This is a genomic window from Pseudoalteromonas sp. SG44-5 (assembly GCF_014164175.1).
In the GTDB taxonomy this organism is placed as follows: domain Bacteria; phylum Pseudomonadota; class Gammaproteobacteria; order Enterobacterales; family Alteromonadaceae; genus Pseudoalteromonas; species Pseudoalteromonas nigrifaciens.
This window is the reverse complement of the sequence record NZ_JACJES010000007.1, coordinates 67,904-92,569: the sequence shown is the minus strand read 5'-3', so window position 1 is coordinate 92,569 and position 24,666 is coordinate 67,904. Positions and strand designations below refer to the sequence as shown.

Below are 24,666 nucleotides of genomic sequence, written 5' to 3'. Positions count from 1 at the left end.
AATTTAAATTAATTGGATACAAGAGGTTAACCCCTTGAGCGATATGGCAAAAAATCTAATACTCTGGCTGGTTATTGCAGTTGTGCTGATGTCAGTATTTCAGAGCTTTAATGGCGGCGATCAAGTAGATCGTCAAACAAGTTATAGTCAATTTGTTAAAGATGCCCGCAGTGGCTCTATACAAGAAGTGGCAATTGAAAGTACCAGTGGCACAATTACAGGTACTAAAACCAGTGGCGAACGTTTTCAAACGATTATGCCTATTTACGACAAAGACATTTTAAATGATTTGTTAAAAAGTAACGTCAATGTGAAAGGGGTTAAACCTGAAGAGCAGTCATTTTTAGCAAGTATATTTATTTCTTGGTTCCCAATGATACTGCTTATTGGTGTGTGGATATTTTTCATGCGTCAAATGCAAGGCGGTGGCGGTAAAGGCGCAATGTCGTTTGGTAAGAGCAAAGCGCGCTTAATGAGCGAAGATCAAATTAAAACCACTTTCGCCGATGTTGCTGGCTGTGATGAAGCAAAAGAAGATGTATCAGAATTGGTAGATTTTTTACGCGACCCATCAAAATTCCAAAAATTAGGTGGCAGCATTCCTAAAGGCGTGTTGATGGTTGGTCCTCCTGGTACAGGTAAAACGTTACTTGCTAAAGCCGTTGCTGGTGAAGCAAAAGTGCCGTTCTTTACTATTTCTGGTTCGGACTTTGTTGAAATGTTTGTTGGTGTGGGCGCATCTCGCGTACGAGATATGTTCGAGCAAGCTAAAAAAGCATCACCCTGTATTATCTTTATTGATGAAATAGATGCTGTAGGTCGTAAACGTGGTGCTGGTATGGGCGGCGGTAACGACGAACGTGAGCAAACGCTAAACCAAATGCTAGTAGAAATGGATGGTTTTGGTGGTAACGAAGGTATTATCGTTATTGCTGCAACTAACCGCCCAGACGTATTAGATCCAGCCTTACTTCGTCCGGGTCGTTTTGACCGCCAAGTTGAAGTTGGCTTACCTGATATTCGTGGTCGTGAGCAAATACTTAAAGTACATATGCGTAAAGTGCCATTAGGCGACGACGTTGAAGCAGCTTTAATTGCACGCGGTACACCGGGTTTTTCAGGTGCTGATTTAGCAAACCTAGTAAACGAAGCTGCACTCTATGCGGCACGCGGTAATAAACGTGTTGTTAGTATGGCTGAGTTTGACGCTGCTAAAGATAAAATCATGATGGGCGCTGAGCGCAAAACCATGGTGATGAGCGAGCAAGAAAAAGCCATGACAGCGTACCACGAAGCTGGCCATGCTATTGTTGGTCGTATGGTGCCAGAGCATGATCCTGTTTATAAAGTATCTATAATTCCACGTGGCCGTGCGCTAGGTGTAACTATGTACTTGCCTGAACAAGACCGTGTAAGCCATTCGAAAGAATTGCTAGAGTCGATGATCTCAAGCCTGTATGGCGGACGTATCGCAGAAGCACTTATTTATGGTGCAGATAAAGTAACCACAGGTGCTAGTAACGATATTGAACGTGCGAGTGATATTGCCCGTAAAATGGTAACGCACTGGGGTTTAAGTGAAAAACTTGGACCACTACTTTACGCAGAAGATCAAAACGATATGTACATGGGCGGTGGCCGCTCTATGAGTATATCGGACGAAACAGCTAAAATTATCGATAGCGAAGTACGCTTATTATCAGATCGTAACTATCAGCGAGCAGAAGCGATATTAAAAGAAAATATCGATATTCTACACGCAATGAAAGATGCGCTGATGAAGTACGAAACGATTGATGCTAAGCAAATTGATGATTTAATGGCGCGCCAAGAAGTTCGTGAACCACGCGATGCGCATGACCGCCATGAAAAAAAGCCAGTTAAAGAAGATGTTTCAGCAGAAAAATTAGTTGATGAAGATCAAAAACCAACTGATGAAGCTAAAAAAGATGAAACAAACCTTGATGACAAAGCTGAATAATCGTTAAAATAGCTAAACTAAAAGCCCCGAACCTCGGGGCTTTTTTGTATCAAACGTATAAAATAAACTTCAGCTAATTCAAACAAAAAAGGTCATCATGAATAATTTACTAAACTTGCCTCGCAAACGTACACTAAGTTTGGCAAATCCAGTAATTATGGGAATACTTAATGTTACTCCCGATTCTTTTTCAGATGGCGGGAAGTTTATAGACCCTGATATTGCGCTGCAGCGTGCGCTGCAATTGTTAGACGACGGGGCGCAAATTATAGATATTGGCGGAGAGTCGACTCGCCCAGGTGCTCCTGATGTGAGCCTTGAGGATGAATTAGCACGTGTAATACCAGCGATTAAAGCAATTCGTGAAAACAGTGATTGCGTTATATCTATTGATACCAGTAAAGCACAAGTAATGCACCAAGCTATTTTAGCTGGGGCCGATATTGTTAATGACGTACGTGCATTACAAGAAAGCGACGCACTGAACGTAGTGGCGCAGTTTCCTGATGTTGCGGTGTGTTTAATGCATATGCAAGGCCAACCTCGCAGCATGCAGGCAGCGCCGCACTATGATGATTTATTTACAGATATAAAACAGTTTTTTAGTCAGCGTATTGCTGCGTGTAAAACAGCGGGGATTAAGCAAACACAACTTATTCTTGATCCTGGTTTTGGTTTTGGTAAAACACTCAGCCACAATTACCAACTACTGGCGCAGTTTAATGACTTTAATCAGTTTGGTTTACCGTTATTAGCGGGATTATCGCGTAAGTCGATGATTGGCAACTTATTAAATAGAAATACAAATGAGCGATTGGCCGGCAGTTTAGCGGGCGCATTAATCGCAGCACAAAATGGTGCGCATATTATTCGTGTACACGACGTAAAAGAAACCGCAGATGTACTTAACGTACTACAAGCCTGCAAACAAGGAGTACTTTAAATGAAAGAAAGAAAATATTTTGGCACCGATGGTGTACGCGGGCTCGTGGGTGAGCATCCTATAAATCCTGAGTTTGCAATGAAACTAGGTTGGGCTGCGGGCCGTGTCCTATCAGAAAATGGCACTAAAAAAGTGATGATAGGTAAAGATACCCGCATTTCAGGCTATATGTTAGAAACCGCATTACAAGCAGGGTTAATTGCAGCGGGAATCGATGTTGTATTACTGGGCCCTATGCCAACCCCTGCGATTGCTTATTTAGCACAAACATTTAGAGCCGAGGCCGGCATAGTAATTAGTGCATCGCACAATCCGTATTACGATAACGGCATAAAGTTTTTTAACTGTCGCGGTTTAAAGCTTGATGACAAAGTAGAGCTTGAAATTGAAGCCATGCTTGATGAACCAATGACTTGTGTTGAGTCAGATAAATTAGGTAAAGCGAGTCGCTTAACTAGCGCTGATGGTCGTTATATCGAATTTTGTAAAAGCCAATTTCCACAAAGCTTGTCGCTTGAAGGATTAAAAATTGTACTCGATTGTGCCAATGGCGCAACTTACCATATTGCACCTTCAGTTATGCGCGAACTAGGTGCAAATATAATCACGCATGCGTGTGAGCCCAATGGTGTAAATATTAACCATGAATGCGGCGCTACTCACGTAGATACCCTAAAACGTAAAGTGCTTGAACATAATGCAGATGTGGGCATTGCCTATGATGGCGATGGCGACCGTGTAATGATGGTTGATCATAATGGTCGTGTGTTTGATGGTGATGACTTAGTGTATATTATTGCCTGCCAAGCAGCGCAAGATGATAATTTAGGTGGTGGTGTTGTTGGCACTGTTATGTCAAACATGGGCCTTGAAAATGCATTGAAAGCCAAAGGTATTGAATTTGCACGCAGTAAAGTAGGCGACCGTTATGTAATGGAATTGCTACAACAAAAAGGCTGGACTATTGGCGGCGAAAGCTCGGGCCATGTATTAAACCTTGATTTAATTAGCACCGGCGATGGCATTATTTCAAGCTTGCAAGTACTAGCTGCTATGGTTGCGCAAAATAAAACATTACAAGACTTAGGTACTGGTTTTACTAAGTACCCAATGAAAATGATTAACGTACGTTATACCCCAGGTACAGATCCGACAAAAGCGCCTGCAGTATTAGCTGCAGTAGCAGAGGTTGAGCAAACTTTAGGTGAAAAGGGGCGTGTGTTACTACGTAAATCAGGCACTGAACCTGTTGTACGTGTTATGGTTGAGGCCGAACAAGAGAAGTTAGTAATCGACAGCGCAGAAAAAATAGCCGCGGTTGTTGAATCTATGAGCAAACAAACTGATTGATAACAATAACCTCTTGTAACTTTGGGCGAGTCGAGTTAATATCTCGACCGCTTTCTCATGTGGAGTGGAAAAATGGCAGCACGCAAGGCGATGGTCGCAGGCAATTGGAAAATGAATGGCTCTTTAGAGCTGGTTAAACAAATGTCTGATGCTATTAACAATGTTAAATCAAACGAGATAGACATTGTTTTATTTCCTCCGTTTCCGTTAGTGTCAGCAATGATAGCCAGCGGTGTTTCAACGGGAACTCAAACTGTGTCAGAAAATACCCCCGGTGCATTTACCGGTGAAGTTGATGCACAACTTATTAAAGAGTTGGGCGCCCAATATGTATTAGTAGGTCACTCAGAGCGTCGTAGTATATACAAAGAAAGCAATGATGTCGTAGCTGCAAAATTTGCTCGCGCACAACAAGTTGGTTTAACGCCAATTTTATGTGTTGGAGAGAGCGAAAGTGAGCAAGAAAACGGTAAAACAGAACAAATAGTTGCTGCACAAATTGATGCAGTAATTGAAAAATTAGGTGTAGCAGCACTCAAAGATTCTGTGATAGCATATGAACCCGTTTGGGCCATAGGCACAGGTAAGACTGCATCGCCAGAACAGGCACAAAGCGTTCATAAATTTATCCGTGACAAAATCGCTTCATTAAACAGCGATTTAGCACAAGGGCTAACCATCTTATATGGTGGTAGCGTTAACGAAAAAAATAGCGAATTATTATTTGCACAAACAGATATAGACGGCGGCCTAATTGGTGGCGCAAGTTTAAAAGCAGATTCATTTACTGCTATCTGCAACAGTGCAAAAGGGACCGTATAAATGTACGAAATTTTACTAGTAGTTTATTTAGTTGTAGCTTTAGCGCTTGTTGGAATGGTTTTAATCCAGCAAGGTAAAGGTGCCGATATGGGTTCTTCATTTGGCGCGGGTGCTTCGTCAACTGTTTTCGGATCATCAGGTGCAGGTAACTTTATGACTAAAACAACGACAGTTTTAGCTTCTGTGTTTTTTATATTAAGCATAGTACTGGGCAACCTTACTGCAAGTCATATTAAAAAGACTGATGAATGGGAAAACCTTGAAGCAGCACCAGCTTTAGAAACAGTTATTCCTGTTGAAGAAGATGTGCCAGTTACATCTTCGAAAGAGCAACGCTCTGACGTACCAAATTAATTTAGCGTAAAAGCTAAAACGTTAAACGATTTATACTCCTCAAATAAATCATAAAGTTTAACACCTAAGCGCAAGCTTAAAAAATGCGGATGTGGTGGAATTGGTAGACACGCCACCTTGAGGGGGTGGTGCTTTAGGGCATGGGGGTTCAAGTCCCCCCATCCGCACCAAATTTAAAACCCAGTAACTAACGTTGCTGGGTTTTTTGCTTTTAGCTAACGTTAACCTTTATTACCACAAAATCTCCTCACAAAATCACTTATTTAATCTAACAACAGATGCTTTTAGAACACACATTATTACTTGTGTAATCAGTTATGTAGCATTTTCATATAACAATAAAATCCTTGGTCCATTTAAACTATGCCGCAATGCTAAATTGATGCTAAGTTAAATAAAAAATAGGAGATAATTTGTGTCAAAAGTAGCGTTTATTTCAGGTGCAAGTAGAGGTATTGGTCGTGCAACAGCCATCGCATTTGCAAAAGCAGGCTATCGAGTAGCAATAACAGCTCGTGAATTAGATAGCGAGGTAGCACAGCAAAGTACGCAAGGGAGTTTAAAACAAACAGCCCAAATGATGGAGCAATTAGGTTGTGAGGTCATTGCGCTAAAAATGGATTTACTTGATTTTAACTCCGTTGCTAATGCTCTAAAGCAGGTGTTTGAACACTTTGGTAAAATTGACGTGGTTGTCAATAATGCTATTTATCAGGGGGCTGGCCTTAATGCTTCTTTACTAGATATAACGCAGCAAACGCTTGAAAAAGTTGCTAGAGGTTACATAGGCGCGCCAGTGCAAATAGCACAAGCTGTTTTACCAAGTATGTTAGTGCAACAAAGCGGTTGTATAATAAATATAACCTCGGGAGCGGGTGAAAAAGATCCGCCTATTCCTGCATCTAAAGGGGGCTGGGGTTATGCATACGGTGCAGGTAAGGCTGCAGTGTCGCGACTGTCGGGTATTATTTGCCGTGAACATGGTCATCAAGGTATTCGCGCTTTTACAGTAAACCCGGGAGTTGTTAACACTGAAACGCTAAGAGCGACTATTGGCGATCAGGGTATTAAAGGCTTGCAGCAGGCTGTAGCCGAACCGGATGAAATAGGTAATGTATTGTTATGGATTGCAGATAACTCTGCAGCAGATGAGCTGCAGTACAGTACCATCTCCGCACAAAAGTTAGCGCGCGAGTTAAACCTACCTAAATAATCGAACCTCATATAATCTTGCTGCTTTGTGCTAGGTCAATTAAGCGCAATTACAGCAAGGTTATAATTAATATAACTTTATATCCTACCTACCAAATTATGCGTATTAACCCTATCTCAACGATCATTACTGTGCAAATACAGCTGTATTCGTAGCAACAATAGCAGCACAAATAAAAAGGCCTTAATAAATATTAAGGCCCTTCTTCACTATAATAATTATTTAATTAATACTCAAAACTAACATCTATGCCATAGGTTCTTGGCGTACCGTATGCCTGCGCATCAAAGAAGTTAAAGTTTGAACCAAATACAATGTACTCTTCATCGGTAATATTTTTCCCCCAAAGCGATACTTTAAGGTTTGAACGCTCACCTATCTTGATATTAGATAATGTTAGGCGTGCATTGAGTAGCGCATAGTTATCACCCACTAAGCTTGGGTCAGATACAGAAAATTGATAGTCATCCACCATCACATAGTTTGTATTGAGTGCTAAGTTACCAAAGTCTAATTCGGCTATAGTCCAATTCATTGCAACAGATGCCGAATAAGAGGTGTTGTCGGTAAATGTAATATCACTGTATTTCGTATCTAAATACCCAAGGCTGGTGGTAAAGAATAGGCTGTCGGTAGCAGCAAATTTAGCATCAATCTCGATCCCCTTATTTTTCGACTCACCAGTATTAAGTGAACGACGAATACTGCCATCGAAAATGGTTTTTTGTAGGTTAGTGTTATTATTTAAAAATACAGCGGTATTAAGCATTAAACGGTCATCCAGCAGCATTGCTTTAACACCAACCTCATACGCTGTGGTATCTTCAGGATCGGCAGGTGTTAGTGTTCCTTCATAGTTTGCTTCGCCCATATTTGCTGGATTAAGATAAGCAAATCGGTCGATAGAACCTGGGTTGTAAACCCCTGCAGCGTACCCTTGTGAGATACTAGCGTACATAGTTAAATCTTGATCTACTACATAATTAAATAGCAGTGATCCCACTGTTTTTGACCAGTCAGTTTCAGAGTGTAAATCGCTTCTTAACATTGCATCATGCTTTGCTACGTTAGTCAGAGATTTGGTATCTTTTGTATAGCGTATCCCTGCAACCACATTTAACTCGTCCGTTAATTTATAATCAACATTGGTAAAAAGCGCCGATGATTTAGCGTTTACTTTATAAAAGCTACCCCATGGTAGTGAGCCGGTGAATAATACGTTAGCGCCTTGGCCTGTAAAAATACCTATATTCCACGGGTTGTTTTCTTCACCTTCTTCACTGAAGTAATAATACCCAGCTACGTACTTTAAATCACCTTCTAAAAACTGACCGAGTAGTTGAAATTCTTGTGATTTTTGCTCTTGTGATTTCACGCTAGTATATTGAAACGCCGGAATAGCAAGCACGTCACTGGTGTCAACACTTGGTGGCGAAGTACTGAAATCTAAAGCTGGAGCAAAATAAGCACCGCCATCGGTATCGTAACCTTCGCTTAAATCTGAGTCATAGCTGCGAAATGAGCTAATCGATTTAAAGGTATGGTTGTCAGAAAAATCCCATTCAAACGTTAAGTTGTGTCCTTCAATATCAACATACTCACGGCCATGTTGATCTAATTCAAACTCGGTTTGACGGCCAGGCGCTTTCTCATTGGCGGCCATCATTGCAAATACGTTGCCGGCATAGAGCTTACCCGTAGATAGGTCCATAGTGGGTACATTTGGATCTGTATATTGCGGGCGCACATTGCTAATTTGTACAGGCATAGCGACTGAACTGCCATCAGTATTGTCATAGCTGTAGTTAACGGTAAAATCATCACCGGTATAACGCAGTGCAACACGCAGTGCATCAACATCTTCTGCACCTAAGTTTTTTTCTTTTGCACCAGCAAAGGTATTGGTAGCCCAACCATCATGCTCACTGGTCATATACGTAAGTCTGGCGGTAAAATTACCAATTGCGCCGGTATCAATTGATGTGGTTGAGCTAAGTAAGCTGTTATTGCCTACAGTAACCTTTTGCTTAAATTGAAAGTCATCTGATGGTTTTCTAGTGACTAAGTTAAGCGCACCACCGGTTGTATTTTTACCCCAAAGTGTACCTTGAGGTCCACGTAGTATTTCCATACGCTCTAAATCAACGATATTAAAAATAGCCCCAGAGTTACGTGCTAAATAAACGCCATCTAAATAAATACCTACTTTAGGGTCAATCGCTAATGAAGGTTCAGATGTCCCTAGGCCGCGAATATCCATGCCAACGTTAAAGGTACTACCATATGGAGGAAAAATTTTGACGTTGGGTGCTTGCGCATTAACATCACTGATATCTTCAATACCCAGGTTTTCTATTGCTTCAGCGTTAAAAGCGGTAATGGCGATAGGCGTTTCTTGTAATGTGCTAATACGTTTTTGGGCTGTTACCGAAACACGCTCAATGCCTTTAACTGCGGTCTGTTTAGCTTCGGCCTGCTCTGGTTCTTGCGCTGCAAATGCCTGACCAGATACAGCACATGCAATAGCAAACGCTAACGGTTTTATAGTGAGATTTGATGCAAACCTATTGTCATTTAAATTCATTACACTTCCTCGATGATTTTTTATATTTATTTCAGCGATAGGCATTCACTAACTACTGCAACCCTCATTGAGTAAAGCTTATCAAAGAGGAAATGCCTAACCGCTATTTTGTTGTACTTTTTTTACACTGCGGTTTGAAAGTAGCGATAAGTGATCTGTTGAGCATCACGCATTTGGACTATGTGTAAATAAGAGGTAAACAAACTGCTGCTTTGGTGTTGTTTTATAAGCGTTATATAAGTTAGTGCCCGTTGCCGTATTTGTTCACTTGAGTTTTACACCCATATTTCAACCCCCTTTCTTTGATTAAGTTATTGAATTTAAAGTGATATCACTGAGTTGGGAAATGTTGTTCTTTATTCTGTGAGTTGCTTAATAGCGCTGTTAATTATTGCGTGGAATGAGAAGTTTTTTTTGCTTAGTCCATATTGACGATGAGAGATAGTGGCTAGTGTGAAAATCTGGTGTTAAGCAAGTTGGTGAGTTTAACCAGTGCAATTGCGCGCTAATTCTATGAAGGATAACAACCATGAGTGTTCCATATAAAATTGATATTACAGGTATCTCAGATGATTTTCTTACACCAGAAGCTAATCGTCTCATCGCAGCGGCAGAGAAGTTGGTTCCTAACTTACTTGAGCGCGCCCAAGCTGCAGAAACTGCTGGTAAAGTACCTGATGAAACAATAAAAGAAATGATTGCAGCAGGTTTGTTCCGTGTTTTACAACCTAAACGCTGGGGCGGATATGAGCTTGACCCTAGAGTATTTTATATTATTCAAATGACGCTAGCGCAAGGTTGTATGTCTACCGCTTGGATTTATGGTGTTATTGGCGTACATAACTGGCAAATTGGCTTGTTTGATGAAAGGGCACAAATAGAAGTACTTGCTGAAAACCCAGAGATATTGATTGCTTCTACTTATATGCCAGTGGGCAAAGTAGAAAAAGTGGAAGGTGGTTTTAACTTTTCAGGCCGTTGGGGTTTTTCAAGCGGTGTAGAGCATTGTGAATGGATATTTTTAGGTGGTTTAGTGCCTAAATCACCAGGCAGTAAAGAGCTTGAACATAGAACATTCTTATTACCTAAATCTGATTTTAAAGTGGTAAAAAACTGGGATGTACTTGGACTACGCGCTTCTGGTAGTCACGATATTGTGGTTGAAGGGGCATTTGTTCCTGAGTATCGCACCCACCAAACTAATGACTACAGCGACGCAGCTTGTAAAGGGCGCGCGATTAATGATAACTGGTTATACCGTATCCCATTTGTGCAGATATTTCAGCGTGCTGTATCTACCGCGTGTATTGGTGCACTGGATGGTGCTGTTACTGAATTTCGTCATCGCTGCGCTGAACATGTGGGTAAACACGGTGGTAAAACTGCAGAAGACGTGAATGCGCAAATGGCAGTAACCGAAGCAATAATGACCAGCGATCAGTTGAAGTTGGTGTTGTTTCGTAATTTTGCAGAAGTGGTAAAGCATACTCAAAATGGCGAAATGATGCCAGTTAATGACCGTTTACTACAGCGCGCGCAATCAGCAGCTGTGCCTAAACAGTGTAGTGAAAGAATTAACGAGATTATGCGCGCTTGTGCAGCGTCGGGAACTTATAAAGGTAATCCGATTGAGCGAATTTTTCGCGATATAAATCAGTCTCGTGGTCATATTGCTAACAATACAGATACTTACATGCGTGCACATGGCACTGTAATGCTAGGTTTACCTAACTCAGATCCTTTTGTATAAGCTAGGGAGTCGCTATGTCTCGTTATCATAATTTAACTATTGCTGAAGTAATACAAGAAACCGCTGATGCGAACTCTATTGTATTTGACGTACCAGCATCGTTAACCGAGCAATTTGACTATCAGCCGGGTCAATTTTTGACCCTTAAACTCCCTTATGAAGGGGCGTTTTTGATGCGTTGTTACTCTATGTCGAGCACGCCAAGCCAAGATACAGGATTACGTGTCACGGTTAAGCGTGTAGCAGACGGGCGAGGTTCAAACTGGATTTGCGATAATCTTAAAGCGGGTAGCAACATAGAAGTGATGCAACCTGCTGGGCTGTTTGTGCCAAAAGATTTAGCGGAAGATCATTTGTTATGTGCAGGGGGCAGTGGTGTTACTCCTGTGCTGTCTATTTTGCGACATGTGTTAATTAATGGCACCGGAAAGGTGCGGGTTATATACGCTAATCGCGATGAAGCCTCGGTTATATTTCAGCAAACATTTAAGGCATTATCGGCGCAGTACCCAGAGCGTCTTGAAGTGATTCATTTATTAGATTCGTTACAAGGCATTCCTTCATTATCACTGTTAACTTCGTTAGCCGATGGTATGCAACAAGGACGTGCTTTTATTTGTGGCCCTGGGCCATTTATGGATGCAATGGAATTGGCCGTTAAAGCCGCTAAATTTCCTGCTAGTCGTATCCATATTGAACGCTTTTCTAGTGCAGCGCCAAAAATCACAACAAAACCGGTACCAGCCAATTCATTAAAAACACCGATTCAAGACAATATCGCAGAACTTGTTGTTGATGAAGCAAATATGCCAGCGGCAACAATACAGCTTGAACTTGATGGCGAACATTATGTTATTGCTTGTGAGAGCGGACAAACCGTGCTTGATGCAGCTGAAAAAATAGGTATTGAATTACCCTACTCTTGTCGCGAGGGCATGTGTGCCTCGTGTATGTGTGAAGTGGTGTCAGGGCAAGTAAAACTTAATAATAATGATGTGCTCGATGAAAAAGATTTAGCAAACAACTTAACGCTAAGTTGCCAAGCAGTGCCTTTAACCAGTGAGCTTAAGCTCAAATATACCTAACACTTAATATTAATATTAATATCAGTAACGCAACGCGTTATCACTCATTCACTCAGTGCAACATTGTTTGCACGTTTCCGATATAAGGAATTTCTCATGCAATCTCGTTTTAAAGATAAAGTCGCTTTCGTAACAGGTGGTGGCAGCGGAATTGGTGCAGCTACTGCACAGCGACTTGCACAAGAGGGCGCCACAGTAATTATTTGTGGTCGCAATAAAGCACCATTAGACGAAGTAGTAGCGACTATTCGCCAGCAAGGCGGTAACGCTCATGCAGTACAAGCCGATGTAAGCAACGAGCAAGCATTTGTTACAGCACTTGAGCAAGCGGCGCAGCAATATGGCAGCCTCGATATTTTAGTTAATAATGCCATGGCCTTTACGTATGGGGCAATTGAAGATATGAGCACCGAACAGTGGCATAGCAACTTTACAACCTCGGTCGATGGTACATTTTGGGGCACCCGAACGGCAATGCAATTAATGAAAGAAAAAGGCGGTGCTATTGTTAATATTTCATCTATTTGTGGTGAATTAGGTACGCCGATGATGGCCGGATATAGCGCCTCTAAAGCGGCGGTAGTTAATTTTTCACGTGCGGCTGCGGCAGAAGGTGCAGCGCATAACATTCGCGTTAATGTGGTAGTACCCGCAGTAGTAGAAACCCCGGCTACGGCAGGTATGTTAAGTGACGAGGGTATGCTAAATAATACCAACAGGCTTATTCCTATGGGTCGTGTTGGCCGCGCCGATGAGTTAGCCAGTGCAATTGCCTTTTTAGCCAGCGATGACGCATCTTATATAACAGGGGCTTCTTTACCTGTTGATGGTGGCCGCGCAGCAGTATTGGTAACCGCTTTAGATTAAGGACATTGTATGACCACAAATAACCCACTATTAACCCCATGCAAATTGGGTGATATAGAAATAGCAAACCGAGTAATAATGGCGCCAATGACGCGTAATCGCGCTGATGCAGATGGTACACCTAATAGCATAATGCGTGACTATTATGCACAGCGAGCAAGTGCTGGGCTGATTGTAGCTGAAGGCTCGTGGCCTGTTGTTACAGGGCAAGCGTACAATCGCCAACCGGGAATAGAAACGCCAAAGCAAATTCAAGCATGGCGCGAGGTAACCGATGGAGTACATCAGGCGGGCGGTAAAATAGTGCTGCAAATTATGCATGCAGGGCGTATTGGCTCGCACCATATTAAAGGTAGTGATGTAGCTACTGTTGCTCCTTCAGCGATAAAAGCTCGTGGCGAAGTGTATACCGACAGTGCGGGTATGCAGCCATTTGATATGCCTGAGGCCTTAACTACAGAGCAAGTGTGGCAAGTAATAGATGAGCATCGCCAAGCTGCCGAAAATGCAAAGGAAGCTGGTTTTGATGGTGTTGAACTGCATTGCACCAGTGGCTACTTACCTATGCAATTTTTGTGTTCTGATTCAAACCAACGCAACGACGAGTTTGGTGGTAGCGCTCAAGCACGCGCTAAATTTGCTAGTGAATGTATACGAGCTATGGCGACGGTATTTGGCGCAGGGCGAGTTGGTTTGCGGATGAATCCGGGAAACCGCTTTAACGATACCAAAGATGAAAACCCAGCAGAAAGTCATTTGGCCTTGCTGCATGCGGTGGCCGATTTAGATCTTGCTTATTTGCATATTATGCGTGCGCCGACAGCCGATATCGACGCCTTTAAAATGGGCAGAGAAGCATTTAAAGGCGCTCTGATCATTAATGATGGCTTTGATGGCGAGTCTGCTGCTGAGGCGGTTACTTCAAACCAAGCAGAAGCGGTTTCATTTGCTCGTCACTATGTTGCTAACCCTGATTTAGTAACTCGTTTTGCAGCGCAATTACCGCTGGCAAAGTTTAAACGTGAAACACTTTATACCCCAGGTGCGGCAGGCTACACCGATTATCCAAACGCATAATAAAGTACTGTTATTGAGTGTTGCAACATAATATGTGCTGCAACACTCAATAGCTTCATTTCATCATTTGTCATAGTTTTCATACAATAAACTTAATCGTTAAAATAGATTAATATTACTTTAATTAGACTAAATGATAATCAAAGAGTCACTTGCAAACCTTGCTAATAACGGTGATAGTGGAGTAAGTGAAATATTAAATAGCAGTATAAATTAATAATATAGCATGCTTATTTTTTTGTTTTATTTTCAAGTTTTAATCAAAAAAAATAACTATAGGTTGAAAAATGGCACAATTAGATATAAGTCTCGATGCATATAATGAATTAATAAATGCATTATACGAAGCGTCGGCAGATACCAGTTCTTCAAGTTGGAATATCCCTCTTAAGCTAATCCAAAGCATACTTCAAGCAAACTATGTCACCTTAATATTAAAAGTTCCCGAGGAAGACGATTTAGGATTAATGATCGCAGTAGGTGAAGGTTTAGAAGAAGGGGACACCGTTCAGCATTTACCCTATCAATATAAATTAACCCCTTTTGCTGATCAACCACTTGATACAGTGTTAACTGTTGCGGATTTTATGGATGAAAACGAATGGAAAAATTCATCATATAGGGAACACTGGTGCGAAAAAAATAACATTTACCATGTACTCACTGCCGATATTAGCACTCCTAATGTTGGTCATTTAAGGTTTAGGGTTACGCGAACCGATGCACAAGAAGATTTTTCTCCAGCTGATAAAGCGTTTGTAGAGTTACTTATCCCGCATTTTAGACGCGCAATTTCTACTTTTTTACAGCTTTATAGCAGTGCGTCATTAGGCTCGTTATATTCTCGTGCTATTGGTCGTTTGTCTATTGCTACTATTACTATTGACGAGCATGGCAAAGTACTCGATAAAAACGTATTTGCTAGCCATATACTCGACGCCGAAGACGGGCTTAAAATAATTGGCGGTAAACTAACCGCGCAAGATAACAGTGATAATCGCGAGTTGAAACGCTTAATTAAAGCAACGTTTGCTAATGCTGATGGCAAGCAAACTATGCCAGAGGCAATGTCGATTACTCGTCCATCAGGCGAAATAGCTCTTGGTGTAGTAATTGAAGTTATTCCCTCATTAGGTTGGGCTGAAGGTAAAGGGCAAAACAAGGCCGTAATTTACATTCGCGATGCGGTAGGTAAATCGACCACCAGTATTGAAATATCGAAAAAGCTATTTGGTTTAACGCCGGCAGAAACTGCGCTATCACTGCAGTTAACTAATGGTTTATCGTTAGAAGAAGCTGCTGAAGAGCTAAATATTCGCCGTAACACAGCGCGTGCTCACTTACGTTCTATATTTTCTAAAACCGGTGTACGCAGGCAAACAGAGTTAGTTAGATTGTTTTTAAATAGTGTCGCTGCGCTGGGCTACGACGACAGAAATAGCTTGTAAACTTTATTACAAACGATTCCTGCCTTAACTTAAAGTAAAAACGAGTCGGCAAAAAAAAGCCAGCTAAATGCTGGCTAAAATTAACAAAGGGGAGTGTTAATTAATTTAAATTAATGACTATTACCCTTACTTTCCGCTAAATACAGGATGGCGTTTTTGTAAAAACGCCTCCATACCTTCACGTTGATCTTTTGATGCAAATAATAACGCATTTGCTTTGCGCTCCAGCGCCATAGCACTGGCAAGTGGAGCGTCCATTCCTGCTAAAATAACTTCTTTTATTTGCTCTGCCGCTAGCGGAGGCATACGTGCTATGCGACGACAATTTGCTAGTGCCTGTTTATATACATCGTCATCTTCGCACAGCTCACTTACCAGTCCGCCTACCCAAGCATCGTAAGCACTAATAGGCTTGCCTGTAAGCGCCATTTGCATTGCTTTAGCTTTACCTACTGCACGTACTAAACGCTGCGTGCCACCAATACCTGGCATAATGCCAATGGCTATTTCGGGCTGACAAAAACTTGCGCCTTTACCGGCAATAATAATGTCGGCCAACATGGCCAGTTCACAGCCACCGCCATACGCGTAGCCATTTACTGCAGCAACTACAGGAATTGGGCATTGCTCAATAGGTGCCCATAGGCGTTCTGTATGGCGCTGGTAAATCTCAATTGGGTCTGCATCTATTAAGCTAGTAATGTCGCCGCCTGCAGCAAATACTTTGTCGCCACCGGTTAATAAAATACAGCGAATGTCTTTATTGTTTGCCAGCTCAGTAAAGTACTTAGATAGTAATGTTTGCAGCTCTAAGCTTAATGCATTGGTGGCACTGGGTCGGTTTAACGTTAACTCGGCCACGCCAGGCTCAGGGAAACTTAGTAAAACGCTAGGCTCGTTTGTATCTGTCATTCATTACTCCAAAACATTGCTAGGCAACGCACAGTAAAATTTCTATGTTGTTATTGTCACTTGTTGTCGCTAAACACAGCATCGTCCATTTAGACGAAGCTGGTTATCTAATACTGCCTGTACACTGTTTTTATGGAATTATTTTATGACAAGGCTTAATTATGCATGCGAGTAAAAACTATAAAGATAAAGTGGTACTCATAACCGGCGGTACTAAAGGCATTGGCCTTGGTATAGCACAAGGTTTCTTGTCGGCAGGCGCTAAAGTAGTAGTGTGTGGTCGTGAACAAGTAGAGCAGCTACCACAGGTAATCCTTGATGGAAAAACTCGTCAGGCACACTTTATTCAAGCAGATGTGAAAGATATTGATAGTACTGCAGCCATGTTTAGCACCATAGTAAAAGAATATGGCACGCTTGATGTACTCATTAATAATGCGGGCGGCAGTCCATTTGCTTTGGCCGATAAAGCATCTCCTCGTTTTCATGAGGCTATTCTTAAGCTTAATTTAATTGCACCGTTAAACGTAGCACAGCAAGCAAACGAAATAATGCAAGCAAATAACAGTGGCTGCATTATTTTTATAGGCAGTATTAGTGCCATGCGAGCTTCACCAGGTACGGCGGCTTATGGCGCTGCTAAAGCGGGTATTTTATCTTTAGTAAAATCACTTGCAGTAGAGTGGGCACCTAAAGTGCGTGTTGTGGCGGTAAGCCCAGGGTTAGTACATACCGAAAACTCACACCTACATTACGGTGACGAGGCCGGAATTGCCGCAGTAAGCGCAACAATTCCAGCAGGGCGTATGGCGCAACCAGATGATATTGCTAACGCTTGTTTGTTTTTAGCTTCAGCAGAAGCAAGTTATGCAAGTGGCTGTAATTTACTGCTAAATGGCGGCGGTGAAATGCCCGCTTTTCTTAGTGCTAGCGAAACTAACTAAATAATTAATAATTTTAATTTTTAGAATTTATCTTGATAAATGCAGGAGACGAACATTGGCTAAATATGAATGGTTTGCAGAAATAGAAGCGATGATAGGGCGACAATATGGTCGTATCTATGCGTGGGACAAGGTTAATGAAGCTATGGTACGTCAGTGGTGTGAAATTATGGGGGTAGAAAACCCACTTTACACCGATGCAGACTACGCGGCAACAACCGAGTATGGGCAACTAGTAGCACCACCAGCAATGTTACAAAGTTGGTGCTTAGCGGGCTTTGGTGACAAAGTTTTAGCACCAGGTTCAACTACCGAAAACCCGTATGGCGTACTCGAAATACTTGAAAAAAATGGCTACCCAGCGGTCGTGGCAGTTAATTCTAACCTAACGTTTGATCGCTACATTACTATGGGTGAAAAGCTTTATTACACCACAGTACTCGATAGCATCAGTGAAGAAAAAACCACCGCACTGGGCACCGGCTTTTTTGTTACGTTAAAAATGACTTATTTCTCAGAAAAAACCAATGGTGAAGCCGACGAAAAAGTAGGCGACATGATGTTTAGAGTCATTAAGTTTAAACCAGCGCAAAGGCCTGAGCAAACAGCGCCCGCTAAAGAAGCACCAGCTAGAAAGCGTCCTAAGCCTGGGATCAGCGACGATAATCGCTTCTTTTGGGAAGGATTTGGCGAGCAAGAGCTGCGTATTCAACATTGTATAAGCTGCGACAAATTACAACACCCACCAGCACCTGTGTGCATGCATTGCCATTCGTTTGAACTTGATTACCAAGTAGCTAGTGGTAAGGGTGAGCTGTATTCATTTGTGATAATGCACTACCCACATGTAGCCCCATTTGATAGCCCAAATCCTATTGGTTTGATTGAGCTTGAAGAAGGCGTACGTATTCCAGCTGGCTTAATCGGAGTTGAAGAAGGTGTAGCTCCTAAAATTGGCCAAAAAGTGCAAGTCGAATATCACACATTTGATGGTGAGCTGACCTTGCCACAATTTAGACTTGTTCCAACTAAGGAGTCGTAATGGATTTTAATTTAAGCGAAGAGCAATCAGCCATTGCAGAAATGGCCAATAGCTTATTTACCGATACCTGTACCGATGACTTTCTTCGTGACTATGACGAAGCAGGTCAAGGCACCATGACGCAGTTATGGAACTCGTGTATAGAAACCGGGCTGCACGGGGTAATTATTCCCGAAGCAACAGGCGGGATTGATTTAGGTATGACCGAACTGAGCTTAGTATTACAGGCGCAAGGCGGGGCGTTAGGGCAAGTTCCTTTGTGGCGTCATCAGCTGGTGGCTACTGCCATTGCAAAGTTTGCGGGTGCACAGCTGCAAACAGTTGCACAAGCTGCGGCTGAGGGCACAAACCTATTAACGCTGGCATTTAACTTAGTAAATACCCACAGCGAAGCGACGCTCAACGTAGAAAAAACGAATGACGGCTTAAGTATTAATGGCTTAGTGCAGTCGGTGGCAGTTGCAGGACTCGCTGACTTTGTTTTACTACCACTAACCCTTGATGAGCAAACACGCTGGGCACTAGTGGCAACAACAGCGCCAGGTTTAACCCTAGTTAAAGGGCAGATGACCCAAGGCGAAGAAGTTGCAGACTTACAACTAAATAACCTGCTTGTAAGTAATGCAGCGTTACTCGATAGCAAAGCTAATGACTGGTTAGTACCAAGAATATTCGCCTCTTTGGCATCATTACAGTTAGGTGTTAGTGAAGCGCAAATTAAAAAAACCGTTGAATATATTAGTGAACGCCAACAGTTTGGTCGCGCTATAGGCACCTTTCAAGCAGTACAAATGACCATGGCCGATACCCAAATTGCCCTTGAGGCATTACGCAGTAATGTATGGCAGTTGTGTTATCGCCTTGATAATAACTTAGGCTGCGATCACGAAGCGTTAGCAACAGCGTGGCATGCCTGCGAAGCGGGTCATTCTATTGGTCACAAAGCGCAACATGTGCATGGCGGTTTTGGTGTAGATGTTAGTTACGTTATCTACCGATACCTCTATTGGAGCCGGGCTATTAGCCTAAACTTGGGCGGGAGTCCCGCATTATTGGCAAAACTTGGCGATGCCTTAACCGAAAATAATAAGCTGGGGTGGAAATATGACCTTGATGAAAACAATGCAATTTAACGATATAAACGTAGGTGACAAGCTACCTGAAAAAGCGATTCCAATTACCGTGGCACTTATCTCTAATGGGGCTTTAGCAACGCGTGATTTTTTTCCAGGCCATCACGATAAAGATGCCGCTATTGCGCTGGGCTCACCGCATATTTTTATGAATATTTTAACCACTAATGGCTTAGTGCAAAGCTATGTAGAAGGCTGGAGCGGCCCACAAAGTCGCTTAAAAAATATTGATATTAAATTAGGTATGCCTAATTACCCAGGCGATGTTATGACCTTTATGGGCGAAGTAACCGCAACCGATGCCACAACCCGCACTGTGGATGTAGGTTTAGCCGGCAAAAATAAATACGGCATGCATGTTACAGGTACCGTGCAATTGGTATTGCCATAAAATTTAGGAGAGACAAGATGAGTGAGTCAATTAGTGGTAAAGCTGCCATTGTAGGTCTGGGTGCCACAGAGTTTTCTAAAAATTCAGGGCGTACTGAATTACGTTTAGCCATGGAGGCAACATTAGCAGCTTTAAAAGATGCGGGAATTGATCCCAGTGAAGTGGATGGCTTTAGTAGTTATTCAGTTGATAAAGTACCAGAGTACGAAATTGCGCGTTTACTAGGCTGTAAAGAAGTTAAGTTTTTTTCACAAATACCTCATGGCGGCGGCGCAGCGTGTGCACCTATAGTGCATGCGGCAATGGCTGTGGCCAGTGGTGTGGCTAAAACCGTAGTGGTATATCGGGCGATGAACGAGCGTTCTTGGTATCGTTTTGGTACTGGCGATTATGGCTTTTCATCAACCCCTATTTTTGAAAATGTGAATTACGGTTATTACATGCCCCACGGTTTTCATACACCTGCAAGTTGGGTGGGTATGTTTGCACAGCGTTATATGCATGAGTATGGCGCTACATCAGAAGATTTTGGTCTTGTTGCGGTTGCCGCACGTGACTTCGCAGCAACTAACCCTGCGGCATTCTTTTACGAAAAACCAATTACTTTGGCCGATCACCAAGCGTCTAAGTGGATTTGTGAACCGCTACATTTACTTGATTGTTGTCAAGAATCTGATGGTGCGGTGGCAATGATTATTACCAGTGTTGAGCGTGCAAAAACGCTAAAAAATAAACCTGTAGTAATTAAAGCCGGTTCGCAAGGTATTGCCGAAGGTCAGCAAAGTATGACCTCGTATTATCGCGACGACATTACCGGTTTACCCGAAATGGGCATAGTAGCAAAAGAGCTTTATGCACAATCGGGCCTAGGGCCAGATGATTTTCAAACTGCGATTATTTACGATCACTTTACCCCATTTGTATTACCACAACTTGAAGAGTTTGGGTTTGTAGAACGTGGTAAAGCAAAAGAGTTTATTCGCGCAGGTCATCATCAACGTGGTGGTAAGTTACCTATTAATACCCACGGAGGACAATTAGGTGAAGCCTATATCCATGGTATGAATGGCGTGGCCGAAGCAGTACGACAAGTGCGTGGAACAGCAGTAAACCAAGTTGATAATGTTGAAAATGTACTCGTTACAGCAGGCACTGGTGTACCCACCAGCGGCTTAATTTTAGGCGCAGAGTAGGAGTGCAAAATGTTCATTGATTTAACACCAGAACAACGGGCGTTACGCCTAGAAGTACGTGATTACTTTTCGCAATTAATGACACCCGAACTGCGTCAAAAGCTAAGAGGCAGTGAAGGCGGCGAAGACTTCCGTAAGGTTGTACGTCAAATGGGTAAAGACGGCTGGTTAGCTGTTGGTTGGCCAAAAGAGCACGGCGGCCAAGGTTATCAAGCCACCGAGCAGCTAATATTTTTTGAAGAAGCCAATATTGCAGGCGCGCCCCTACCATTTGTTACTATTAGCACAGTAGGTCCTGCGTTAATGGAATACGGTACTGAGTTACAAAAAGAAAAGTTTTTGCCTGGTATTGCTAATGGTGAAATTCATTTTGCCATTGGTTATTCAGAGCCAAATGCGGGCTCTGATCTAGCCACTTTAAAAACCAAAGCCAGCCTAGAGGGCGACAACTTTATTGTTAATGGCAATAAGCTATGGACCTCAGGCGCTGAGTCGGCCGACTATATTTGGTTAGCTGCACGAACCGATCAAGAGCTGGCGCGTCACAAAGGGATTTCTATTATGATTTTAGATACCCAAAGTGAAGGCTTTAGCAGCACAGTTATTCCAACGTGTTCAAACCCAACAGCGGCTACTTATTACGACAACGTAAAAGTACCTCAAGAAATGCTGGTGGGTGAATTAAATGGCGGTTGGCGTTTAATTACTTCGCAACTTAACCATGAGCGTTTAGGTTTAGGTTCGTGGTCTGATAAAGTGGTTGGCTTATTTCGTCGAGTATATTTGTGGGCTAATACCGCAGATGAGCAAGGCAAGTCTGCTGCTAATAACCCTTGGGTGCGCGCAGCGTTAGCTGAGTGTTACGCTAAGTTAGAAGCCATGCGTTTAATTAACTTTCGCATCGCCGCCGATTTAGAAAAAGGCCATATGGATATTGCTCTGGCGTCAATTACTAAAGTATATGGCTCAGAATGCTCAATTGAAATACTGCGTAAGCTGATTGATATTGTGGGAATGAATGGCATGGTTCGCGATGATTCTGCCGCGTCATTTTTAATGGGTGAGCTGGAATACGAAGTACGTGCCTCGGTTACCTTAACCTTTGGTGGTGGTGCTAATGAGTTACAACGAGAACTAATAGCCCAATTTGGTATTGGTATGCCACGCGCAGTGCGCTAACAGGAGATAACAGCATGAGTGAGTTAACTGAATTTCGCCAGCAGGTTCGTACTTGGCTAGAGGCAAATTGTCCTATGTCGCTGCGCACCCCAACGCCTGATGGCGAGCTCATTTGGGGCGGGAGTGAGGTTAACTTCACTTTTGATGATCAACGCCAGTGGTTTAATAGCATGCGCGACAAACATTGGTTTTGTCCTAGTTGGCCAACGCAGTACGGTGGTGGTGGTTTAACTGCGCAGCAAAACAGCGTATTAGAAAGTGAAATGCGCCGTTTAAAGTGTCGCCCGCCACAAATTAATTTAGGTATTTGGATGTTAGGTCCTGTGCTGTTAGAGCACGGAACTGAGCTGCAAAAACAACAGTTTTTAACACCAATGACTCGCGGTGAAGTACGTTGGTGCCAAGGGTTTAGTGAGCCAAACGCCGGCTCTGATTTGGCCAGTATTCGTACCAGCGCCATTGATCAAGGCGATCATTACTTAGTTAATGGTAGTAAAATTTGGACTTCTTACGGTGACAAATCCGATTGGATGTACGCATTAGTACGCACTGATGCTAAAGCCCCTAAACACCAAGGCATTAGCTTATTACTCCTCGATATGCACAGCCAAGGTGTGCAAGCCAAACCTATTGATTTAATTAGCGGTAAATCTTCTTTTTGTGAAGTGTTTTTCGATAATGTAGTCGTACCCAAAGAAAATCTTATAGGTGAGCTCAATGGCGGCTGGAAATTGGCTAAAGAATTGCTGCAACACGAACGCAGCGCAATGTCTAAGTTTGGTGAGTTTCAATTACCCACGCACTTTGACTTAATGTCACTAATGAGTGATTACATGCCAGCGCCACACAGCGCTAGTGAAGCCGCGCTTCTAAATAAGGCGGTTGCAGCCAATATGGAAGAGCAGGCATACAACTTAACGGTGCAACGCTTAGGTGCAGAAATGCAAGCGGGGCAAAGCTGTTTTGGTTTAATGTCGATTATGAAGTTAGTGCATACCGAACAAGAAAAAATTAAATTTGAATTATTACTCGATGCAATGGGTTACCGAGGTTTAGGTTGGGAAGATGATAGCTTTAGCGAGCAAGAGCAAGCAATTACTCGCGCTTGGCTAAATAGTTTTTCGCAAACCATAGCTGGCGGATCCTCAGAAGTTCAGCTGAACGTGATAGCAAAGCGTGTATTGCAATTACCTGAAAATAAAGGAGTAAGCTGATGAGTATGGTATATAGCGAAGACGATCGCATGTTGGCAGATACCGCAGAAGAGTTTTTAAGTGCGCAAAGCCCTGTCGCAGCGCAGCGCGCATTACGCGATAAGCCAACCGCAGTTAATTTTGATGAAAAAATTTGGCAACAAATGCTGGAACTAGGTTGGGGAGCAATTACTTTTCCCGAAGAGCTGGGTGGCCTAGATTTTGGTTATAAAGGAATGGGCGCAATATTTGAAGCTATGGGTAAACACCTGAGTGCTTCGCCAATGTTATCGTCGGTAACCCTGTGTGGTTCATTATTACAACAACTAGCCAACGCAGAACAGCAAACCTGGTTAACAGCAATAATGAGTGGTGAAAAACGCTTAGCCTTAGCGGTTGACGAACATGCAAGGCACGATCCCGACAGCATGCAAACAACGGCAACAACAGCGGTAGATGGATTTGTGTTAAATGGTAAAAAAACCATGGTTATTGATGGTTTCAGCCCCGATGGCTGGATAGTTGCGGCGCAGCATAACGCTGGCTGTAGTGTGTTTATTGTGCCATTTAGTGAGCAAGTAAAGGTTAAGCGCCTTAACCTTATCGATGCACGCAATTACGCCGAGCTTACTTTTAATGACTTAAAACTACCCGCAGAAGCCTTATTAGGCGATGCTGGCAATAGCTTAAAAGCACTGCAACAAGCACTCGATTTAGGTCGTTTATGTTTAAGTGCTGAAATGCTTGGTGCTATTAAAGCGCTGTTTGATATGACTATAGAATACTTAAAGGTACGTGAACAATTTGGTGTAAAAATTGGTACTTTTCAGGCATTACAACATCGTGCGGCACGCTGTTATGTAGAATTAGAATTAGCTCAATCTTGTGTTATAGCCGCACTTTCGGATGCAGATAAGGCTGACGCAAATTTAGCCTCAAGCGCTAGTTTAGCTAAATGGAAACTATCAAAAGTAGCCGATTTAATCAGCGGTGAAGCGGTGCAAATGCATGGCGGCATTGGGGTTACTGATGAGCTAGACATTGGTCTTTACCTAAAGCGCATTCGCGTAGCACAAATGTGCCTTGGTGATGCCGATTACCATCAAGCGCGGTTTGCAGCTTTAGCGCCTTAAAACTCATCTTGAGTTAAACATAAAAAACCAGCCAACAGTTATTCACTGCTGGCTGGTTTTTTTGTTCATGCA

21 protein-coding genes and 1 tRNA gene are annotated in these 24,666 nt (G+C 42.6%); 20 read left to right on the top strand and 2 right to left on the bottom strand.

From position 1 onward, the window contains the following. Positions 1-43: 43 nt before the first annotated feature. From ftsH to H5079_RS09860, 7 genes are all read left to right on the top strand, one after another. Positions 44-1,981, top strand: coding sequence for an ATP-dependent zinc metalloprotease FtsH (gene ftsH, locus H5079_RS09890; protein WP_259398058.1), 1,938 nt, complete (start codon positions 44-46; stop codon positions 1,979-1,981). Positions 1,982-2,078: 97 nt separating this feature from the next. After that, a complete protein-coding gene (gene folP, locus H5079_RS09885; RefSeq protein ID WP_179808219.1) occupies positions 2,079-2,924 on the top strand; it encodes a dihydropteroate synthase in 846 nt (281 codons plus the stop codon). Continuing rightward, positions 2,925-4,274 (top strand): phosphoglucosamine mutase, encoded by a 1,350-nt coding sequence (glmM, locus tag H5079_RS09880; protein WP_011327565.1) that lies wholly within the window; start codon positions 2,925-2,927, stop codon positions 4,272-4,274. A 72-nt stretch (positions 4,275-4,346) separates the two neighbouring features. Next, complete coding sequence (tpiA, locus tag H5079_RS09875; protein WP_011327566.1) at positions 4,347-5,096, top strand: triose-phosphate isomerase; 750 nt, start codon at positions 4,347-4,349, stop codon at positions 5,094-5,096. Beyond that, a complete protein-coding gene (secG, locus tag H5079_RS09870) occupies positions 5,097-5,450 on the top strand; it encodes a preprotein translocase subunit SecG (RefSeq protein ID WP_011327567.1) in 354 nt (117 codons plus the stop codon). A gap of 85 nt (positions 5,451-5,535) precedes the next feature. Beyond that, positions 5,536-5,620: transfer RNA gene (locus tag H5079_RS09865), tRNA-Leu, on the top strand. Between the two features lie 245 nt (positions 5,621-5,865). Further along, positions 5,866-6,663 carry an SDR family NAD(P)-dependent oxidoreductase gene (locus tag H5079_RS09860; RefSeq protein ID WP_182683981.1) on the top strand — a complete coding sequence of 266 codons (798 nt, stop codon included), beginning with the start codon at positions 5,866-5,868 and terminating at the stop codon, positions 6,661-6,663. Between the two features lie 226 nt (positions 6,664-6,889). Here H5079_RS09860 and H5079_RS09855 read toward each other — a convergent pair whose 3' ends face one another. Further along, a complete protein-coding gene (locus tag H5079_RS09855; protein ID WP_182683980.1) occupies positions 6,890-9,247 on the bottom strand; it encodes a TonB-dependent receptor in 2,358 nt (785 codons plus the stop codon). Between the two features lie 529 nt (positions 9,248-9,776). Here H5079_RS09855 and H5079_RS09850 point away from each other — a divergent pair. The 5 genes from H5079_RS09850 (at position 9,777) to H5079_RS09830 (ending at position 15,474) form a co-directional block, all read left to right on the top strand. Then, positions 9,777-10,997 (top strand): acyl-CoA dehydrogenase family protein, encoded by a 1,221-nt coding sequence (locus tag H5079_RS09850; protein ID WP_011327570.1) that lies wholly within the window; start codon positions 9,777-9,779, stop codon positions 10,995-10,997. A gap of 14 nt (positions 10,998-11,011) precedes the next feature. Then, positions 11,012-12,082 carry a ferredoxin--NADP reductase gene (locus tag H5079_RS09845; protein WP_011327571.1) on the top strand — a complete coding sequence of 357 codons (1,071 nt, stop codon included), beginning with the start codon at positions 11,012-11,014 and terminating at the stop codon, positions 12,080-12,082. A gap of 96 nt (positions 12,083-12,178) precedes the next feature. After that, positions 12,179-12,949, top strand: coding sequence for an SDR family NAD(P)-dependent oxidoreductase (locus H5079_RS09840; protein ID WP_182683979.1), 771 nt, complete (start codon positions 12,179-12,181; stop codon positions 12,947-12,949). Between the two features lie 9 nt (positions 12,950-12,958). Then, entirely contained in the window at positions 12,959-14,026 is a 1,068-nt protein-coding gene (locus tag H5079_RS09835) for an alkene reductase (protein ID WP_182683978.1), read from the top strand. A 287-nt stretch (positions 14,027-14,313) separates the two neighbouring features. Continuing rightward, positions 14,314-15,474, top strand: coding sequence for a helix-turn-helix transcriptional regulator (locus H5079_RS09830; protein WP_182683977.1), 1,161 nt, complete (start codon positions 14,314-14,316; stop codon positions 15,472-15,474). A gap of 126 nt (positions 15,475-15,600) precedes the next feature. Here the strand turns inward: H5079_RS09830 and H5079_RS09825 are convergent, their stop codons facing one another. Then, the gene (locus H5079_RS09825; RefSeq protein WP_011327575.1) at positions 15,601-16,386 is read right to left on the bottom strand and encodes an enoyl-CoA hydratase; all 786 of its coding nucleotides are present in this window, start codon (positions 16,384-16,386) and stop codon (positions 15,601-15,603) included. A gap of 161 nt (positions 16,387-16,547) precedes the next feature. Between H5079_RS09825 and H5079_RS09820 the strand changes: the two genes are divergently transcribed. Genes H5079_RS09820 through H5079_RS09785 form a run of 8 tightly spaced genes read left to right on the top strand, consistent with a single transcriptional unit; the run spans position 16,548 to position 24,594 of the window. Further along, complete coding sequence (locus H5079_RS09820; protein ID WP_011327576.1) at positions 16,548-17,330, top strand: SDR family oxidoreductase; 783 nt, start codon at positions 16,548-16,550, stop codon at positions 17,328-17,330. A 55-nt stretch (positions 17,331-17,385) separates the two neighbouring features. Beyond that, positions 17,386-18,372 (top strand): OB-fold domain-containing protein, encoded by a 987-nt coding sequence (locus H5079_RS09815; RefSeq protein ID WP_220488972.1) that lies wholly within the window; start codon positions 17,386-17,388, stop codon positions 18,370-18,372. Continuing rightward, a complete protein-coding gene (locus tag H5079_RS09810) occupies positions 18,372-19,505 on the top strand; it encodes an acyl-CoA dehydrogenase family protein (RefSeq protein ID WP_182683976.1) in 1,134 nt (377 codons plus the stop codon). Before H5079_RS09815 ends, H5079_RS09810 begins: the two co-directional genes overlap by 1 nt. Further along, entirely contained in the window at positions 19,486-19,896 is a 411-nt protein-coding gene (locus tag H5079_RS09805) for a MaoC family dehydratase (RefSeq protein ID WP_231617931.1), read from the top strand. The genes H5079_RS09810 and H5079_RS09805 overlap by 20 nt, the downstream gene beginning before the upstream one ends. Positions 19,897-19,913: 17 nt before the next feature. Further along, the gene (locus H5079_RS09800; protein ID WP_011327580.1) at positions 19,914-21,089 is read left to right on the top strand and encodes a lipid-transfer protein; all 1,176 of its coding nucleotides are present in this window, start codon (positions 19,914-19,916) and stop codon (positions 21,087-21,089) included. A gap of 9 nt (positions 21,090-21,098) precedes the next feature. Further along, positions 21,099-22,268 carry an acyl-CoA dehydrogenase family protein gene (locus H5079_RS09795; protein WP_011327581.1) on the top strand — a complete coding sequence of 390 codons (1,170 nt, stop codon included), beginning with the start codon at positions 21,099-21,101 and terminating at the stop codon, positions 22,266-22,268. Between the two features lie 14 nt (positions 22,269-22,282). Further along, entirely contained in the window at positions 22,283-23,482 is a 1,200-nt protein-coding gene (locus H5079_RS09790) for an acyl-CoA dehydrogenase family protein (RefSeq protein WP_182683975.1), read from the top strand. Next, complete coding sequence (locus tag H5079_RS09785; RefSeq protein ID WP_182683974.1) at positions 23,482-24,594, top strand: acyl-CoA dehydrogenase family protein; 1,113 nt, start codon at positions 23,482-23,484, stop codon at positions 24,592-24,594. Before H5079_RS09790 ends, H5079_RS09785 begins: the two co-directional genes overlap by 1 nt. The last annotated feature ends 72 nt before the right edge of the window (positions 24,595-24,666 follow it).

Coding starts and splice junctions, on each gene's coding strand:
- ftsH (WP_259398058.1), top strand. CDS start 44: ATGGCAAAAAATCTAATACTCTGGCTGGTTATTGCAGTTGTGCTGATG.
- folP (WP_179808219.1), top strand. CDS start 2,079: ATGAATAATTTACTAAACTTGCCTCGCAAACGTACACTAAGTTTGGCA.
- glmM (WP_011327565.1), top strand. CDS start 2,925: ATGAAAGAAAGAAAATATTTTGGCACCGATGGTGTACGCGGGCTCGTG.
- tpiA (WP_011327566.1), top strand. CDS start 4,347: ATGGCAGCACGCAAGGCGATGGTCGCAGGCAATTGGAAAATGAATGGC.
- secG (WP_011327567.1), top strand. CDS start 5,097: ATGTACGAAATTTTACTAGTAGTTTATTTAGTTGTAGCTTTAGCGCTT.
- H5079_RS09855 (WP_182683980.1), bottom strand. CDS start 9,247: ATGAATTTAAATGACAATAGGTTTGCATCAAATCTCACTATAAAACCG.
- H5079_RS09850 (WP_011327570.1), top strand. CDS start 9,777: ATGAGTGTTCCATATAAAATTGATATTACAGGTATCTCAGATGATTTT.
- H5079_RS09845 (WP_011327571.1), top strand. CDS start 11,012: ATGTCTCGTTATCATAATTTAACTATTGCTGAAGTAATACAAGAAACC.
- H5079_RS09840 (WP_182683979.1), top strand. CDS start 12,179: ATGCAATCTCGTTTTAAAGATAAAGTCGCTTTCGTAACAGGTGGTGGC.
- H5079_RS09835 (WP_182683978.1), top strand. CDS start 12,959: ATGACCACAAATAACCCACTATTAACCCCATGCAAATTGGGTGATATA.
- H5079_RS09830 (WP_182683977.1), top strand. CDS start 14,314: ATGGCACAATTAGATATAAGTCTCGATGCATATAATGAATTAATAAAT.
- H5079_RS09825 (WP_011327575.1), bottom strand. CDS start 16,386: ATGACAGATACAAACGAGCCTAGCGTTTTACTAAGTTTCCCTGAGCCT.
- H5079_RS09820 (WP_011327576.1), top strand. CDS start 16,548: ATGCATGCGAGTAAAAACTATAAAGATAAAGTGGTACTCATAACCGGC.
- H5079_RS09810 (WP_182683976.1), top strand. CDS start 18,372: ATGGATTTTAATTTAAGCGAAGAGCAATCAGCCATTGCAGAAATGGCC.
- H5079_RS09805 (WP_231617931.1), top strand. CDS start 19,486: ATGAAAACAATGCAATTTAACGATATAAACGTAGGTGACAAGCTACCT.
- H5079_RS09800 (WP_011327580.1), top strand. CDS start 19,914: ATGAGTGAGTCAATTAGTGGTAAAGCTGCCATTGTAGGTCTGGGTGCC.
- H5079_RS09795 (WP_011327581.1), top strand. CDS start 21,099: ATGTTCATTGATTTAACACCAGAACAACGGGCGTTACGCCTAGAAGTA.
- H5079_RS09790 (WP_182683975.1), top strand. CDS start 22,283: ATGAGTGAGTTAACTGAATTTCGCCAGCAGGTTCGTACTTGGCTAGAG.
- H5079_RS09785 (WP_182683974.1), top strand. CDS start 23,482: ATGAGTATGGTATATAGCGAAGACGATCGCATGTTGGCAGATACCGCA.